The following is a 14374-nucleotide window of genomic DNA, read 5'->3' on the forward strand; positions in this document are numbered from 1 at the left end:
TTATATCTATTCTTAATATGGATTAGGGTCTCTATATATATTTGTTTAAACTTGCCCAAATAACATTACGCCATGTATTAATGAAGGACCTAAGAATATCATAAATAATCCCGCTAAAATCATTGTTAAACTGGCTATAACGCCCTCGTCCTCATTGCGCTGACTTGCCCGGGCTGTACCAAAACCGTGTGATGCATTACCAAATGCGATTCCATTTGCAAGATGGGAGCGAATACGAAAAAAAGTCAAGATCATATCCCCTAAAATCATTCCCACCATCCCTGTAATCAAAGTAAACAATGAAACTAAAGAGGGAGATCCGTGAATCTTTTCAGATAAGTCTAACGCAAATGGTGTCGATATTGAACGGGCCATCAAACTATAGGTCAAGGTCTTATCAAAATGGAATAACACAGCAAATATATATATGCTCAAGACCCCCACTATCATCCCAACAGTTATAGAAGCGGTCAAAGACAAAGCATGTTGACGTATTAAACGACGATACTCATAAATAGGTATAGCAAACGCAACCGTTGCGGGGGCAAGTAACTGCACAATCCAAGCTGTATCCTTCCAATAAGTATCATAAGAGATATTAAAGATAATCATTAATGAAAGCGTTATTACTGGAACCGTGATAGCAGGGTTTAGCCAAGATTTTCGATAGCGCACATAGATTACTTTAGCCATATAATAAGCAGCTAATGTCCAAATGAGACAAAGGATTGAGCAGACATTCATCGTAAATCCTCACGCATTATCATTATTTCTTAGGTTTAATTGGGCTTTATGAATCTGATGTCGATACAATCTACGTTGCAAACGGTGCACCATAATAAAAGTTAATGCTGAGCTTAACATCACCATCGCGGTACTTAAGATAATTGTCAGCATTAATTGCCAGCCCTTACTGATAAATAGCGCCTTGTATTGAAGTATTGACATCATAAGTGGGATAAACATTAATACTAATTCACCCAAAACAAATTTTGCCCCCAGTCTGACCCAGTTAACCTTGATAGCACCACTCATTAATAAGATCAGCATTAAAAATACTCCTAAGACGCCTGAGGATACGGGTAGATGCAATAACTCAACCAATAACGCAGCACAATACCAGACAGCTGCGATAATAGCGCATTGCATAAGGACATGAAGCCATGATTGGCGACAGAACTGTTGAAGTCTAAGTTTTTTTTCAGCTACAAAGGGTAGGGATAAGCGAATATTAGGATTACGCATAATAATTGTTGTTTGTTGATTAGAGACTACTTATTATAAAAATACCCTAGTCATAAATTATGAATTATATTTTTATTTTTATTCCCAATTCCTATAATAAATTTCATTATCCTTCCTAACCATGGTTTATTATTTATGATAACTTTGAAACAATTACGCTGCTTTGTGACAGTCGTAAAAACAGGTGGGTTTCTTCAAGCCAGTATTCAACTCAATTTAACCCAACCCACCGTTACCAAATCTATCAGTAATCTTGAAGAATATTTAGGCGTAGCTCTGTTTGATAAGCCTTTGACTCATAGAAAAAAGCGGCTAGTTAATTTAACGGAAATTGGCGAACACCTCTATATTCAAGCAGTTGATATCTTACAAAAGGCAGATAATCTTGAACAAACAGTAGTAGATTATCAGCAATTAATAGGTGGTAAATTGCGTTTGGGGATTTCACCGTTAGGCAGTGAAATACTAAGCAAAGCTATTTTTAACTTTTATCAAATGCATCCTAGTATAGAAACTTCACTTATCGAAGATGGTGCTGAGTCACTTAAGCAGGCCCTTCTAGAGGGGCAACTTGATGTGGCAACATTGATGAAGCCGATTGACGATGATTTTGACTACTTGTCGATATGTTGCTATCCAGTGGTGGTCGTAGCAAATAAAAACCGTATGGGTAAGCAAAAAACCAAGGTAACACTTAAGTCACTATCAAATGCACCCCTAATTTTATTTACCTCCAATTCATCATTTACTCCGATGATTATAGAAAACTGTCAATCACTAGGTTTTGAACCTAATATTATTTGCCAAACCAATCAGTGGCACTTGCTTCTTGACATGGTAAAACAGGATATGGGCGTGACTCTTTTGCCTCAATATTATACTCAAAAGTTGGATTTAACAGGATTAGTCTGCTTGCCACTAACCCAACCTCAGTTAAAATGGGAGCTTGTCATGGCTTGGCGCCGTCATCGCTTGCTTACACCAAGTATGCAAGCTTGGCTTGATAACATAAGAAAAAATATATAACCAGGCCTTGATAATGCTTTGGCTGAAACAGGGCATAGGTTATACAAAACAGAGGTGATTGAATATTTAAAAGCAGATTGGCAAGGTTTAGCGAATGTACAACTTGCACATTGAATTGGGTAGATCGGTTCAATAAAAAGCGTATACACAGTGCATTGGGCTATGTATCGCCTTTTGAGTTTGAGAGCCTTTCCTAAAAAGTGTGTATAGTCTAATCCAAATAAAACCGATACAACCCTATTAACAATTGCATTTAATGAAATAAACGATGACTTATTCAATAGACTATCGCAAACAGGTACTTTCTAGCATCACTGATGGTATGACCATACGAGAAGCTGCGCTATTTTATGGACTTAGCACCAGCACCATTCACAGCTGGCAGAAGAAATTAGCGCCTAAAACAACCAGAAATAAAGCACCGACTAAAATACCTGATGACGCATTGATTGAAGACGTAAAAAGATACCCAGATGATTATAACTATGAAAGAGCTCGTCGCTTGAACTGTAGTAAAACGGGCATCTTTAATGCTTTAAAGCGTCTTGGTATCAGTCAAAAAAAAGACCTTGGAACATCCAAAAGCGTGTCCGATAAAAAGAGCGATATTCCAGAGTAGGCTTGATCGCTTTACGCAGCAAGGCTATCCCATTGTCTATATGGATGAAAGCGGCTTTGAGGCTGAAACCATTCGTTCTCATGGCTATGCACCGATTGGTAAACCCTGTATCGATAGCTACAACTGGCAAGCTTCGAGACGTACTAATGTCATCGGAGCTCTCTATGAAAAAATGCTATTTGCGCTTGATTACTTTGAACACAATATTAACAGCAGCATATTCTACCACTGGTGCAAATACACGCTAATCCCAAGTCTTAAAACTAAATGCGTGATTGTCATGGATAATGCTCGATTTCATAAGAGTAAGCGTATTCAAAAGCTACTTAATAGACATGGTCATCGTATTTTATGGCTGCCGCCGTACAGCCCTGATCTAAACCCTATCGAGAAAAAATGGGCACAGGCTAAGTTTCTACGCCAAGGATGGATGGAGAATAATCTACCTAAACTGTTTCATGATATGGGCTGTATCGATTTTATAAAGACTTAACTATATGCAGAATTGTCACTGTGTTTTTTATGCTTTGGCTACTAAAATAACATATATTGATAATAATTCTAAGCATAAGACACTGATTAAATAGAATTATGCTACGTAGTTTAGCTTCTGTATTAGCCTTACTTAGAAAAATGCGAATTCCTCTCACAAATAAAATTTTGCTATTTTGGGTATACCCTAGCGAGACCAGTAAAACAGACCATAATTTGAGCTAATAAGTTACCTAAAATGGACAATGTTCGCAGGACTATTAATTGTCTTAAATGGTTGCCTTTCAGCTAATAGTCCATATTATGTCTAATAATAATAGATACTATGCCACTGCTGGCTTTTCTAGTTGTTTTAGTCCAATCGTTCTCAGTCTTCCTTGGCCGTCAACTTCTTTAATGACTAATAACCACTCCTTATTAATCACAACCGTATCGCCTGCTACGGGTGCCATCTTTAAGCTATCCTTAATGTATTCAGCAACCGTTTGTTCCCACATATTTTTCGTGTTCAGGGTATCTTCTAGAGATTCGGATTTCATCCTATCGGTAAAGAATGGCACATCTTTAAGTTTGACACTCGGCGATAGCATCCAATCGCCATAAAAATCATCGATGGCTCTACGGTCTAACGTCGTGTCATTAAAAACATTCGCAATCTGATCGGCATAATCGCCACTCATGGCATACCAAACGCTATCGCCAAATTTGAGCTTAGTCTTTTCATTAATTGCCAAGATTTGCTGACCACGCACCAAGGCAAAAACATGGATTCCTTCAGGGCTGATACGCGTAGATATATCCCTCGGATGACGACCAATTGCAAACGCGCCTAACTTTACTTCAAATTCATACAACGTAATACTTGCTCTATCTGACACCCACACTTCATGCTCTTCTTTTGGGCCCTTATTGTTAGGAATACGCACCTTAAACAGATTGGCCATAAAAGGAATGGTCGTCCCTTGTAACACCAACGATAAGACCACCACCCCAAAAGCGATATCAAACAGCATAAAGGCATTGTCCACCCCTGCAATCACTGGCAACATGGCAAGGGTAATGGGCACCGCACCACGTAAGCCGACCCAAGAGATAAAGCCGATCTCTCTATTTTTAAATTTAAACGGTAAAACACTGGTATAGACTGCAATAGGACGAGCCACTAAAATCATAAAGGCAGCAATGGCCACTGAATAAGGCCAAACTTCAAGAACGTTCGATGGCGTGACCAATAGGCCCAATACCACAAATAACACCGCTTGCGACAACCACGCAAAGCTGTCCATCACGCGCATGACATGCTCAGTTGAGCGTACCTTATGGTTGCCAATCATAATACCAGCGATAAAGACCGCGAGAAACCCACTACCGCCCAGTAAGTTAGTGGCAGAAAACACTGCTAAACCCGCCGACATTATTAAAATGGCATACATACCTTCTGCCAAGTGTATTTTGGGTAATAACCGAGAGAGGAAGTACCCGAAGAACAAGCCCATTCCTAGTCCAAAGCTAAGCTGCTGTAATAGTAAGCCTAAAAAGCCTAGCGCTGTCTGTCCGGCAGGATCAACATTTAAAGCAATCAATCCTGTGACTAATAAAATCGCTAACGGGTCGTTGGCGCCCGACTCTAATTCAAGCGTGGCTTGGACACGATCATTTAATTTAACACCGCCATTACGCAGCAGTGAAAACACCGCTGCCGCATCAGTAGAACCAACGATTGCCGCTAGCAATAGCCCAAAGCGCCAATCGACATCCAGCAGCCATGTGACGAATACACCCAGTATCATGACTGTCGCAAGTACGCCCCAAGTAGCCAGTGTGATGGCTGGTTTTAAGCCAACTCGGAATGATTTAACAGAGGTGCGCAACCCGCCATCTAACAAAATACAGGCTAAGGCTGCTTGCCCGACAAAATTGGCTATTGCATATTGAGAAAACTCAATACCCAAGATACCTTCTTCACCAGCGAGCATCCCGACGACTAAAAACAATAGCAAAAGTGGAACACCCAAACGTGCTGATAAAGTGCTCGCCATAATACTGGCAAAAATTAACACTGCTCCTACGAGATACACGATATTTAAGGTATCCATCTTTTATTAAGCCCTATTTTATAATACTAAGCTGAACTAACCAGAACGGGAGTAACATTTACCCATTGCTTTCAACGGTTAATTATTGTTTTAACATGCTCCTTAAGAATAACTGAGCTATGCTTGTATGTTAGTAAATATCTTATTCTATTATTGCTAAACGAGTCATATTATGAAAAAAGAGACACTGACAGGACTATCTATTATTACATTTGCAGCATTTTATATTTGGATTCAAAATGGCAGTAACCCATTTGATGAAAAAAGAAATACTGAACTCGAACAAGCTCAAAAAACATCAAAGATTGCATTGCTAACGAAGTGCCAGAAAGCAGTACAGCCCATGCTTAAAGGCTTTAAGTCTATGGACATTAAACGAAAAAACACAGACTACAGACGATTAAATAATGGTAACTTTGAAGTCATAACACATTACTACGCTGAAGATAGTTTGGATGCGGCTCCGCTCATTATCGTCGACTGCTTATTCGATAAAGATGGCAGTTTATTAGAAACAGCGCAGGTTAAATAACTTCCAGTATAGCTATGGAGCTGTAGTAGATAAGACTTTAAATAACACACCTTTTTCTCAAACTTTTAAGCTGCTCATGCTGCTGGCCATTTGCTCAGCCAGTTTTTTAATGTCAGATTGAGTAGTCATTGCTTATTCTCCTGCTATTGGATTATAAGCAGTTACACAGTTTTTAGGAAAAGCTTCTCAATCTGGCATTAAATTACTGATTCATTTCGGGTATACCCGAGTGGAAACAGCTATATCACCCTTTAAGCCCATTGATAGACCGTTTAAAATAGACTAATGCAGTAAAACCACTTCAAGCGTACTATTATTACGCCTATAATCTATTGTAAGTATGCCTATGATAAACCGATTTCACTGGTTCGGTACCCTAGTGAGGACTTGAATGGAGTCGTGGATTAGAGAGGTTTAACACGGGGTGTTGAGTTTGGTAAATGCGTAGTACTCGTAGATGACGCTCTTGATAATCGGCGTATCAAGAGGTATTAAACGTAAAGTTGAAACCGACTGTCAGTATCTGGTAGTAAGGTCTAAGTAGTACCTTGTGAGCTGTGACGTGTTCGGGGCATAAGTAGTAAAAAAAGCGTCTACCCGCAACGCATGACAAACACTACAGTATGTTTTCAACCCCCTGTTGTGTAGGTAAGGGGTCTGACACTCGCCCAATCGGTTCCAATAGGTGGTTCTATTCATTTATGACTATAAGAATAGAAAATTATAAATTTAGTAGTCTACAAATCTTATTCAACAAGGTTAATTTGCCAGTTATTGGCTTGAATGACAATATTAATTTTGCGTAGTTTCATCGCCAGGTCATCGGCTTGCTTTTGTAACCCAGCTACTGAGACCATAATATTCCATTTAATTTCACGATGACTATAACGATCTGCCTCAGTGTCGGTCGCTTCAATTGCTTCAATTAATAGTTTGTGGCGCATCTCCAACGCCTCGCGTTCAACCAATAGCGTCAGCATTGATTGATCTTTATCCGTCTTAGCAACTGCATTGGTACGGTGAATACGTTCAATCAAAGTAGATAGCTCAGTAATGACTTGACTAGCCTCAATCATTAGATGACTTGGATCTTCATTTGGCGTATCGCCTTCTTGAACTTTAGCATTACTACGAATACGTCCTTTAATTTGAGCAAGTTTTTTTTGCATATCGCTACGAATAAGTAGGGCTTCTGCGAGTTTCATTTTTAGCTCCTTTTAACACCTTATTAGTATACTGCGTTTATTATAGATGTGTTTGTCCGTAGTATTGTTGGCTGGAAGGTGTCTAATCGTATGAACATCGATATGATGATGGCAGCGTTAAATCAAGCCATTGCAGACAGAAACAACCCAAAAGACGTTATTCATCGTAGTGATAGAGGCGTTCAGTATTTATCTATTCGTTATACTGATCAGATGGCTGATTCTGGCGTTATTACCTTTGTTGGAACGCGGGTAATTCATATGATAATGCATAGTACGATTGGTTATGTATCACCTTTTGAGTTTGAAAAGCAATATTATGATAGTCTTAATGAGTCAGGCAAAGTTGCCTGACTCAAATAAAACGCTCTCCGATATAGTCGGGGCGGTTCACTTTTCATGCTACCAGCCATCTGCTGGGCCAGTTTTTTAATGTCGTTTTGGTTAGTCATTGCTTATTCTCCTGTTAGTGGATTATAAGCAGTTACACAAAGTTTGGGAAAGGCTCCAATAAGGCTTTAGAGAGCTATCTTCCAAAGATTAAACACTAATGTTTTTTCAAAAATTCTTATAGTCAAAAGAACCACCGTTTTTTCTTCTTAGCCGTCGCGACGACTGAATCGTCTTTTTTTTCTTGCTCTTGTACAAGTGGCGGCTCATCGCTCATTTCAGCCTGTTTAAACTCTAGCAGTCTCACTTGTGCGAAATCCTGAATACTGGCGTTGGCTTTATCCAGCGTTCTGTTCAACTGTCCTATCTGCTGCTGATAATTTTCAATTAACTTTTTTTGATCGCTTACTTGTTGGCTGAGGTGCTCATTCTTGAGCTTTTCAAGTGCTAATAGGTGTTCAATATCCGTATTGTACTGAACACTTTGACTGTTCAGAGGTGTACTTTGAACAGTGTTCACTGAATGTTCAGTACGTTTTTTAGAAATGGGCTCACCAAACACGCGCAACATTTCTGAAACGTCTATTTTCTTATCTGCTGTTCTAGAAATCTCACCATCATTGACTTTCTGATAGATCGTCGTTCTTGATACACCCCATTCTTTTGCGGCTTTTGTCACGGATATGTTCATTATCCACCTAGTGTTCAAGTACGTTTTTAGAGACTGTACAGTGCAACTGTACAGAACGTTCAGTGAACAACTATGGCACTAACCCGTCTATCAGGCAAATTATAAATAAACTGCTGTGTAAATCAGACGGTTAGTTACATAGCACTCACTTTATTGAACAAATATAGGGTATTATTAATGCTTGAAAACAGTGTTTTGGGTATTAAAGAAAGTAGGTTCTATGAAAAAAAGTTATTCTAAGTATGGCGTTATCTCTCTTTGGCTTATCTGCTCAGGCAGCAGTTACTGTCACTGATAGAAACTAAAAGGACTGAGTCCTGTGCAGTACAGGACTCAGTCCTTGGGGTAAACTAAACCGTCCAATATTTGGGGGTCAGTTCAGATGGGCTCCTTTTTTCATTCTATTAGAGCATCTCAGGTTAGACTCTCTTATTTAGTAACATTCGTATTGCTAAGCTTAGCGCTAATCTCACGAAGTAACTGCACTTCTTCTGAAGGTTTTTCTGTCACTTCTTCCTTTACTTCATCTGCACGACGTAATCTATTGACCATCTTCACCATCATGAAAATGATGAATGCTAAAATTAGGAAGTTAATAAGTACCGTAATAAAGCTACCATAAGCTAATACAGGAACACCTGCTTCTTTCAAGGCGTCATAGGTCATAGCAATACCTTCAGGCACATCGCCTAATATCACAAACATATTCTTGAAGTTGATTTCACCGCCAGCAATAAAGGCGACGATTGGCATCATGATGTCTTCGACTAACGATGTTGTGATGGTTCCAAATGCACCACCAATAATGACACCGACAGCTAAGTCCATTACATTACCTTTTAAAGCAAACTCTTTAAACTCAGATACCATACTCATAATTTCTCTCCTAAAAATTTTTGTCTGTAAGTAGATCGGCGTGTAAATATACGATTGAAAACTGGATACATTGATAATGATCGAACAGCACAGTATTTTAATAAATTCTGTTTGGTTATATATAAAACACAACACAAAAAAAGCTAGATAGAACGAGATATTTTCTACTCATCCTATCTAGCTAGATATAACACTTAATACTAATACAGAAGATAATAATTAGGGTGTATTGAACATTCACAATTTGAACCAAAGATAAACGCGAGCCACTGTATTCTGATAGCTCTAATTTAAATTATCAAATCTTGTAGCAACAACTGTTTTGTAGTTTTTATTTTAGCAGAATTCTATGCAATTATGGTCGTTTCTTCTCTCTAGAGCCTATTTAAGCGTCTTCTAAGCCTTAACTAGCGTAATACAGATATAACTGTCTCAGAAGGTCTAACAAGACTATAAGTCTTATAAGGTTTACGAAGCAGCAGCAGAACAAAAAATAAAGAAGATTAAAGATGAGTTTGGAAGATAGGTATACCCATATAATATCCATTATATTCTTAACATTTTTCTTTGGTTTAAAAGCTATTAACGATCAAAAATTTTATCTAAACATCAAGAATGATGCAGGTTGTGGTGGCATGGGCATATAATTTGCCATCAGGCCCTACAATTTTGCCTTCAGCAGTCGCTGTTCTCCGACCAGCATGAATGACTTTGCCTTCAGCCCGTACTAAAGGTGTTGCCACTGTCAAAGCTCGCACCATGTTTACTTTTATCTCTAAAGTTGTGTAGGTTTTTCCTGCTGGTAAGAGGGTATGTACAGCACAACCAACAGCAGAATCTAAAAGCGTGCAAAACCAGCCTCCGTGGACTGTACCCAATGGGTTGTAATGATGACGCTTTGGACGTCCTTGAAAAACCGCAATACCCTTTTCCATATGAATAGGAGTGTAGTCAAGCGTTAGACCAATAGGAGGATGAGGCAGCTCTCCTGCAAACATAGCATTAAAAATATCCATACCACTGCGAGTAGTTAAGTCTGATAATGGAATGACATCAGCGTCACCTAGCTTTTCTCTAATACGTGTTTCTTCTGCTTCCCATGTTGCTATTGTTTCTTCAACATTCATTTTCAATTCCTTAAAACGATAAATAAGATATTAGCCAATTCCTCTTAATTTCTACTTTTACTTTTAAAATACATCGTTACATAGCCGATTAACCAAAAGGCACAAATTGCTTGAAACCAGATAAGACTGTGCATGGTAACAGTCATGATATTATCAGTCTCTATGTTGTAGTGCAGTAACGACAACAACCCCATTAAGGCGTACAAATAAAGCCACCAACGTCCTTTGGTCATCTGGCTTTTGACAGCCACAATCAGGCCATAGATACCAATTGGTGTCATGACGAACCAGAAGGCATCTACAAGCTGAGGAGATAACCAATCAGGCTCAGGATAGTGATCGAAATGAATCACATTATGAACATAGTGTAAAATGCTCGAAAACACATTAAGTAATACAATGAAAATCAGGGTTTTATAGTGTTTGTAACGGTTTATCATGATGTACCTTGTTGATCGTCTCTAAAATATCTTGCCAAATATGAGTGTTTTTACTTCTAAAGTAGCCAAAATGTCCAACTGATTGGTCTGAGCCCCTGCCAATGCTATAGCGTTTAAAAGTGATAGGTCGATCGCTGGTCACATTTTTCCAAAAATTATGCAGGTTGCGTTCAGTACAGATTTCATCATCATCGGCAGTGAAGACGAAAGTTGGCACATTAAAATTTTTGTAAGTGCCAAGGGGAATGGTTTTCCCATAGAATTTATCTGAGAAAAACAGCTCTTTTTCTCGGCACCAAGCCCCCCATTCCTCTGTAAAACCAGCTGGCAAATCTTCCATGAGTTTGAAGCTTTTAGCCGGCACATAATTAAAGACTTTATTACTAAGCGGTGCTAAAAAACGGAAAAAGAAGTTAGCCTTAAGACGATAGCGAAGCGGCATATAGCTAAAGTATCCTGCTGAGACAGCCACTGCGATTAAAGCATCCAATTGATCAGCATTATGAGCAAGGCCAACTTGTTGACCTCCAGCGCTATGCCCTACGCAATACAAGGGTAAGTCATTGAACAGGCGCTTGGCTGTATCGATAACAGCTGGAATGTCGTACCGTCCGATATCAGAATACTGATAATGACAATCCTTTAGATGACTCACTTTAGAATCGCAAAAACCTCTATAGTTCCAAAGAATAACATGAAAACCATGCTCTCTTAAGTATTTAGCAAACGGCAAATAATAAGAAGTTTTAGTAGCGGTTCCTGGATTTATTAGAACAACGGCCTTAGGGTTATTCGCTTTATAGAGGGTTGCACGCAGCTCGACGTTGTCGTCCGTCAGAATATTTATATCCATAAAAGAACCTACTTGTTGTTAATTAACGCCTACTATAAACTATGGACATTACTCCACAGTCAAGCGTTAATTGAGGGTGCTCGATAATGAATATAAAAGAATTAACTGAAACAGTCGGACTAAGTAGAGATACGATCCGTTTTTACGAAAGGGAAGGATTAATTTCGTCACCATCTAGAAAATCTAATGGTTATAGAGATTACGATAACAGGATTGTGGAACAGCTCAATATGATTATTATGGCGAAGGAGTTAGGTTTCACCTTAAAAGAGATTAGAGAGCTAACAGAGCTATTGTATTCAAACAACCTGACGCAATCACAAATGGGTGAAAAGCTTCTAGAAAAAAACAAACAGCTAGAAATTAAAATTTCAGAACTGTCTAAGATGAAAACGTTAATCGATAATGCATTAAAAGGTATGTGTGAATATAAGGATAAGTTGGCGCTTTGAGACCTTCCTAAATTTTGTGTAAGTATTTAATCTAAACGTCAGTTACACAGAATCTGGGATGGTCTCAATTATGGATGATAAAAAATTTCTCTTACAATCATTATGGATAATCGGTCTAATTCTGTTATTAGCAATCCTTCTTTCGATTAGGTTTGCCAAAATGTTGTAATGCTTATAATTGCTGTATTTTTTTGATAAGTATTGATGTGGGGGATTACCGCATTATTTACAGAAATGGGTGCTCTATTACTACGTAGCTATGTTAAGAACGGTGTATTTACCTCATTCAATTTGAACTCATTATATCCACTCAATACGCCTTTTGATCTTTATTTACAGGTATCACAACGTCATATAAAAATCGATTTAATGCAGTAAGGCTTGATAATAACCATTATCTTGCATTCATAATCACTTTCCTGCAAAATGGCTTATCTATAATCGCTTGAGCCACTCATGATAAACACCCCTACCTCAGACCCTATTGGCGCAGCATGGCTTATCCGTCATGCAAGCATCGAGCTGGTTGTCCCTTTATATGTCAGCAGTAGTATCGGTGGGCGCAGGCAAACCTATAAAGAGGGTGATGTTATCCATAACGCTTATCAGGAAACTGCGCGGCCACTGGACACAATTATTGCGCACTTACAGTTTCACATGCGTCATGAAGTACTGAGTTTAAAGTTACTGACTCGTTTGTTTGAGCAGATAGGGGCTAATGACGTACAAGCATGGGTAAACGCTGAGCCCACAGGCAGCTATGCCCGTAGAATGGCTTTCTTGTATGAATGGCTCATGGGTCAGCAGTTAGCAGTACCGAGTAATTTAGGCGGTAACTATGTGGACGCTTTAGATGCTAAGAAGCAGGTTACTTCAAGCCCTGCGCATGTCATAAAGAATGCTCGTTGGCGTATCAATGACAATCTTGCAGGAACCCGTCATTTCTGTCCTCAACTGGTGAAAACAGAGGCATTTACGAAAGCCGCTGCACTCGATATTGCCACAATGGTTGACAAGCTGAACGATGAATTTGGGCAAGACTTACTGATGCGTGCCTCCGTATGGATGACATTACGAGAGAGTAAAGCCAGTTTTACTATAGAAGGTGAAGGGAAAGAGTTAAAACGTATTGAACGTTTCGCCGATGTAATGGCAAGGCGTACCGGCAAGGGCGATATCCCGCTTGATCCTGAATCACTAGCAGAGCTGCAACAAGAGATACTCGGCAGCAAAACGGTTATCCAGCAGTATGGTGTCCGTCAATCACCAGTTTTTGTGTCGCATACTCAGGTCAATGACTTTAAAGAGATTGTGCACTATATCGCGCCACCTGCTGATGACATTGCTGAAAAGCTCAAAGGGTTACTGGCATTTATGGAAAAGACCGAGGGACAATCGGCACTGATACGTAGTGCGGTTGCTTCCTTTGCTTTTGTGTATATTCATCCGCTGGCTGATGGCAATGGCCGAGTACATCGCTTCTTAATTAACGATGTACTCAGACGCGACCAGGTCATTCATGAGCCGATTATCCTACCTATATCGCAAGCCATCGCTGAGCATCCCTCAGACCGTCATGCGTATGATAAAATTTTAGACCGTGTATCCGTGCCACTTATGGAGCAAATCCGTGATCATTACAGCTTTGATAAACAGGCGGTTACTTACCCTGATGGTATTCGCTCAAACTTAAATTTTGAAAACACTCACCTCATTCAACCTGCATGGCGCTTTATGGATCTAACGCCTCACGTTCAGTACTTATCAGGACTCATTGCTCACGTTATTGAAAAAGAGATGCATAACGAGTCACAGTACCTAAGAAAGCATGACTATGCACGATTGGCGATAAAAGAGATTGTTGAGATGCCCAACAGCTATGCCGATAGAATCATTCGCAGTATGCTACAAAATAAAGGCACTAAGAGTAATAAGCTACTTAAGGACTATCCTTTTTTAGCAAATGAGGCAGTTTGGGATGACATTTTCTCTGTCGTTGTAGAGACCTTTAAAGATGAAGCAAATGGTTTGAATAGTTAGAACAAATCCTGCTATACGCAGGAAAATCTGCCTTGATAATCAAGCTCAAGCTCAAGCTCAAGCTAGTATTAGTATCATCGTTGCGATAATGATTCGTTTATAAAAGATTCGGCTAAAATACTGCAACCTGAAACGTAATCAATATTTTTCTTACTTAAACAGAATATATTAGAGGAACTCTAATAACAGACCATTTTTATTTGACAAGGTTATTACAGATCCTCAAAATAATTTTGAGTATTTGAGTATTTGAGTATTTGAGTATTTGAGTATTTGAGTATTTGAGTATT

At 39.1% G+C, this 14374-nt stretch carries 15 protein-coding genes and 3 pseudogenes; 9 read left to right on the forward strand and 9 right to left on the reverse strand.

Annotation, left to right across the window (positions count from 1 at the left end; genetic code table 11):
• Window positions 1-45: 45 nt before the first annotated feature.
• Window positions 46-744, reverse strand: a complete 699-nt coding sequence (locus ACT3S4_RS13835) for an LrgB family protein (protein ID WP_201624569.1) — start codon at window positions 742-744, stop codon at window positions 46-48.
• Window positions 745-753: 9 nt separating this feature from the next.
• On the reverse strand, window positions 754-1245 hold the full coding sequence (locus ACT3S4_RS13840; RefSeq protein WP_443559414.1) for a CidA/LrgA family protein: 492 nt from the start codon (window positions 1243-1245) through the stop codon (window positions 754-756).
• Between the two features lie 135 nt (window positions 1246-1380).
• On the opposite strand from ACT3S4_RS13840, the gene ACT3S4_RS13845 reads away from it, so the two are divergent.
• The 4 genes and pseudogenes from ACT3S4_RS13845 to ACT3S4_RS13860 all read left to right on the forward strand — a co-directional run bounded on the left by ACT3S4_RS13845 (window position 1381) and on the right by ACT3S4_RS13860 (window position 3383).
• Window positions 1381-2271 (forward strand): LysR family transcriptional regulator, encoded by an 891-nt coding sequence (locus ACT3S4_RS13845; protein WP_068406606.1) that lies wholly within the window; start codon window positions 1381-1383, stop codon window positions 2269-2271.
• Between the two features lie 9 nt (window positions 2272-2280).
• A pseudogene (locus tag ACT3S4_RS13850) lies at window positions 2281-2468 on the forward strand (integrase core domain-containing protein); the annotation flags it as partial.
• Window positions 2469-2539: 71 nt separating this feature from the next.
• The gene (locus ACT3S4_RS13855; RefSeq protein WP_101204408.1) at window positions 2540-2890 is read left to right on the forward strand and encodes an IS630 transposase-related protein; all 351 of its coding nucleotides are present in this window, start codon (window positions 2540-2542) and stop codon (window positions 2888-2890) included.
• On the forward strand, window positions 2841-3383 hold the full coding sequence (locus ACT3S4_RS13860) for an IS630 family transposase (protein ID WP_443511581.1): 543 nt from the start codon (window positions 2841-2843) through the stop codon (window positions 3381-3383). The genes ACT3S4_RS13855 and ACT3S4_RS13860 overlap by 50 nt, the downstream gene beginning before the upstream one ends.
• A gap of 322 nt (window positions 3384-3705) precedes the next feature.
• Here the strand turns inward: ACT3S4_RS13860 and ACT3S4_RS13865 are convergent, their stop codons facing one another.
• Window positions 3706-5478 carry a potassium/proton antiporter gene (locus ACT3S4_RS13865; RefSeq protein ID WP_444761264.1) on the reverse strand — a complete coding sequence of 591 codons (1773 nt, stop codon included), beginning with the start codon at window positions 5476-5478 and terminating at the stop codon, window positions 3706-3708.
• A gap of 172 nt (window positions 5479-5650) precedes the next feature.
• On the opposite strand from ACT3S4_RS13865, the gene ACT3S4_RS13870 reads away from it, so the two are divergent.
• Window positions 5651-6010, forward strand: coding sequence for a hypothetical protein (locus ACT3S4_RS13870; protein ID WP_025651571.1), 360 nt, complete (start codon window positions 5651-5653; stop codon window positions 6008-6010).
• A 746-nt stretch (window positions 6011-6756) separates the two neighbouring features.
• Here the strand turns inward: ACT3S4_RS13870 and ACT3S4_RS13875 are convergent.
• On the reverse strand, window positions 6757-7215 hold the full coding sequence (locus ACT3S4_RS13875) for a DIP1984 family protein (protein WP_025651570.1): 459 nt from the start codon (window positions 7213-7215) through the stop codon (window positions 6757-6759).
• Window positions 7216-7242: 27 nt separating this feature from the next.
• On the opposite strand from ACT3S4_RS13875, the pseudogene ACT3S4_RS13880 reads away from it, so the two are divergent.
• Window positions 7243-7426: pseudogene (locus ACT3S4_RS13880) on the forward strand (DDE-type integrase/transposase/recombinase); the annotation flags it as partial.
• 363 nt (window positions 7427-7789) lie between these two features.
• Here ACT3S4_RS13880 and ACT3S4_RS13885 read toward each other — a convergent pair.
• The gene (locus ACT3S4_RS13885) at window positions 7790-8296 is read right to left on the reverse strand and encodes a plasmid replication DNA-binding protein (RefSeq protein WP_444761265.1); all 507 of its coding nucleotides are present in this window, start codon (window positions 8294-8296) and stop codon (window positions 7790-7792) included.
• A 298-nt stretch (window positions 8297-8594) separates the two neighbouring features.
• On the opposite strand from ACT3S4_RS13885, the pseudogene ACT3S4_RS13890 reads away from it, so the two are divergent.
• Window positions 8595-8645 (forward strand): annotated as a pseudogene (locus tag ACT3S4_RS13890) (IS3 family transposase); the annotation flags it as partial.
• Window positions 8646-8725: 80 nt separating this feature from the next.
• Here ACT3S4_RS13890 and mscL read toward each other — a convergent pair.
• From mscL to ACT3S4_RS13910, 4 genes are all read right to left on the reverse strand, one after another.
• Window positions 8726-9172: a large conductance mechanosensitive channel protein MscL gene (gene mscL, locus ACT3S4_RS13895; RefSeq protein ID WP_201625140.1), complete on the reverse strand. Its 447-nt coding sequence runs from the start codon at window positions 9170-9172 to the stop codon at window positions 8726-8728.
• 602 nt (window positions 9173-9774) lie between these two features.
• The gene (locus ACT3S4_RS13900) at window positions 9775-10299 is read right to left on the reverse strand and encodes a PaaI family thioesterase (protein WP_306495844.1); all 525 of its coding nucleotides are present in this window, start codon (window positions 10297-10299) and stop codon (window positions 9775-9777) included.
• Window positions 10300-10343: 44 nt separating this feature from the next.
• On the reverse strand, window positions 10344-10739 hold the full coding sequence (locus tag ACT3S4_RS13905) for a hypothetical protein (protein WP_193006323.1): 396 nt from the start codon (window positions 10737-10739) through the stop codon (window positions 10344-10346).
• On the reverse strand, window positions 10714-11592 hold the full coding sequence (locus tag ACT3S4_RS13910) for an alpha/beta hydrolase family protein (RefSeq protein ID WP_444761266.1): 879 nt from the start codon (window positions 11590-11592) through the stop codon (window positions 10714-10716). The genes ACT3S4_RS13905 and ACT3S4_RS13910 overlap by 26 nt, the downstream gene beginning before the upstream one ends.
• 86 nt (window positions 11593-11678) lie before the next feature.
• On the opposite strand from ACT3S4_RS13910, the gene ACT3S4_RS13915 reads away from it, so the two are divergent.
• Both ACT3S4_RS13915 and ACT3S4_RS13920 read left to right on the forward strand, forming a co-directional pair.
• Complete coding sequence (locus ACT3S4_RS13915; RefSeq protein ID WP_095570545.1) at window positions 11679-12044, forward strand: MerR family transcriptional regulator; 366 nt, start codon at window positions 11679-11681, stop codon at window positions 12042-12044.
• Window positions 12045-12500: 456 nt separating this feature from the next.
• Window positions 12501-14084: a Fic family protein gene (locus ACT3S4_RS13920; RefSeq protein ID WP_444761267.1), complete on the forward strand. Its 1584-nt coding sequence runs from the start codon at window positions 12501-12503 to the stop codon at window positions 14082-14084.
• The last annotated feature ends 290 nt before the right edge of the window (window positions 14085-14374 follow it).

Origin of the sequence: Psychrobacter sp. AOP30-A2-5 (assembly GCF_052378115.1) — a bacterium.
Lineage (GTDB): Bacteria > Pseudomonadota > Gammaproteobacteria > Pseudomonadales > Moraxellaceae > Psychrobacter.

Coding starts and splice junctions, on each gene's coding strand:
- ACT3S4_RS13885 (WP_444761265.1), bottom strand. CDS start 8,296: ATGAACATATCCGTGACAAAAGCCGCAAAAGAATGGGGTGTATCAAGA.
- ACT3S4_RS13840 (WP_443559414.1), bottom strand. CDS start 1,245: ATGCGTAATCCTAATATTCGCTTATCCCTACCCTTTGTAGCTGAAAAA.
- ACT3S4_RS13855 (WP_101204408.1), top strand. CDS start 2,540: ATGACTTATTCAATAGACTATCGCAAACAGGTACTTTCTAGCATCACT.
- ACT3S4_RS13905 (WP_193006323.1), bottom strand. CDS start 10,739: ATGATAAACCGTTACAAACACTATAAAACCCTGATTTTCATTGTATTA.
- ACT3S4_RS13865 (WP_444761264.1), bottom strand. CDS start 5,478: ATGGATACCTTAAATATCGTGTATCTCGTAGGAGCAGTGTTAATTTTT.
- ACT3S4_RS13845 (WP_068406606.1), top strand. CDS start 1,381: ATGATAACTTTGAAACAATTACGCTGCTTTGTGACAGTCGTAAAAACA.
- ACT3S4_RS13835 (WP_201624569.1), bottom strand. CDS start 744: ATGAATGTCTGCTCAATCCTTTGTCTCATTTGGACATTAGCTGCTTAT.
- ACT3S4_RS13900 (WP_306495844.1), bottom strand. CDS start 10,299: ATGAATGTTGAAGAAACAATAGCAACATGGGAAGCAGAAGAAACACGT.
- ACT3S4_RS13915 (WP_095570545.1), top strand. CDS start 11,679: ATGAATATAAAAGAATTAACTGAAACAGTCGGACTAAGTAGAGATACG.
- mscL (WP_201625140.1), bottom strand. CDS start 9,172: ATGAGTATGGTATCTGAGTTTAAAGAGTTTGCTTTAAAAGGTAATGTA.
- ACT3S4_RS13870 (WP_025651571.1), top strand. CDS start 5,651: ATGAAAAAAGAGACACTGACAGGACTATCTATTATTACATTTGCAGCA.
- ACT3S4_RS13910 (WP_444761266.1), bottom strand. CDS start 11,592: ATGGATATAAATATTCTGACGGACGACAACGTCGAGCTGCGTGCAACC.
- ACT3S4_RS13875 (WP_025651570.1), bottom strand. CDS start 7,215: ATGAAACTCGCAGAAGCCCTACTTATTCGTAGCGATATGCAAAAAAAA.
- ACT3S4_RS13920 (WP_444761267.1), top strand. CDS start 12,501: ATGATAAACACCCCTACCTCAGACCCTATTGGCGCAGCATGGCTTATC.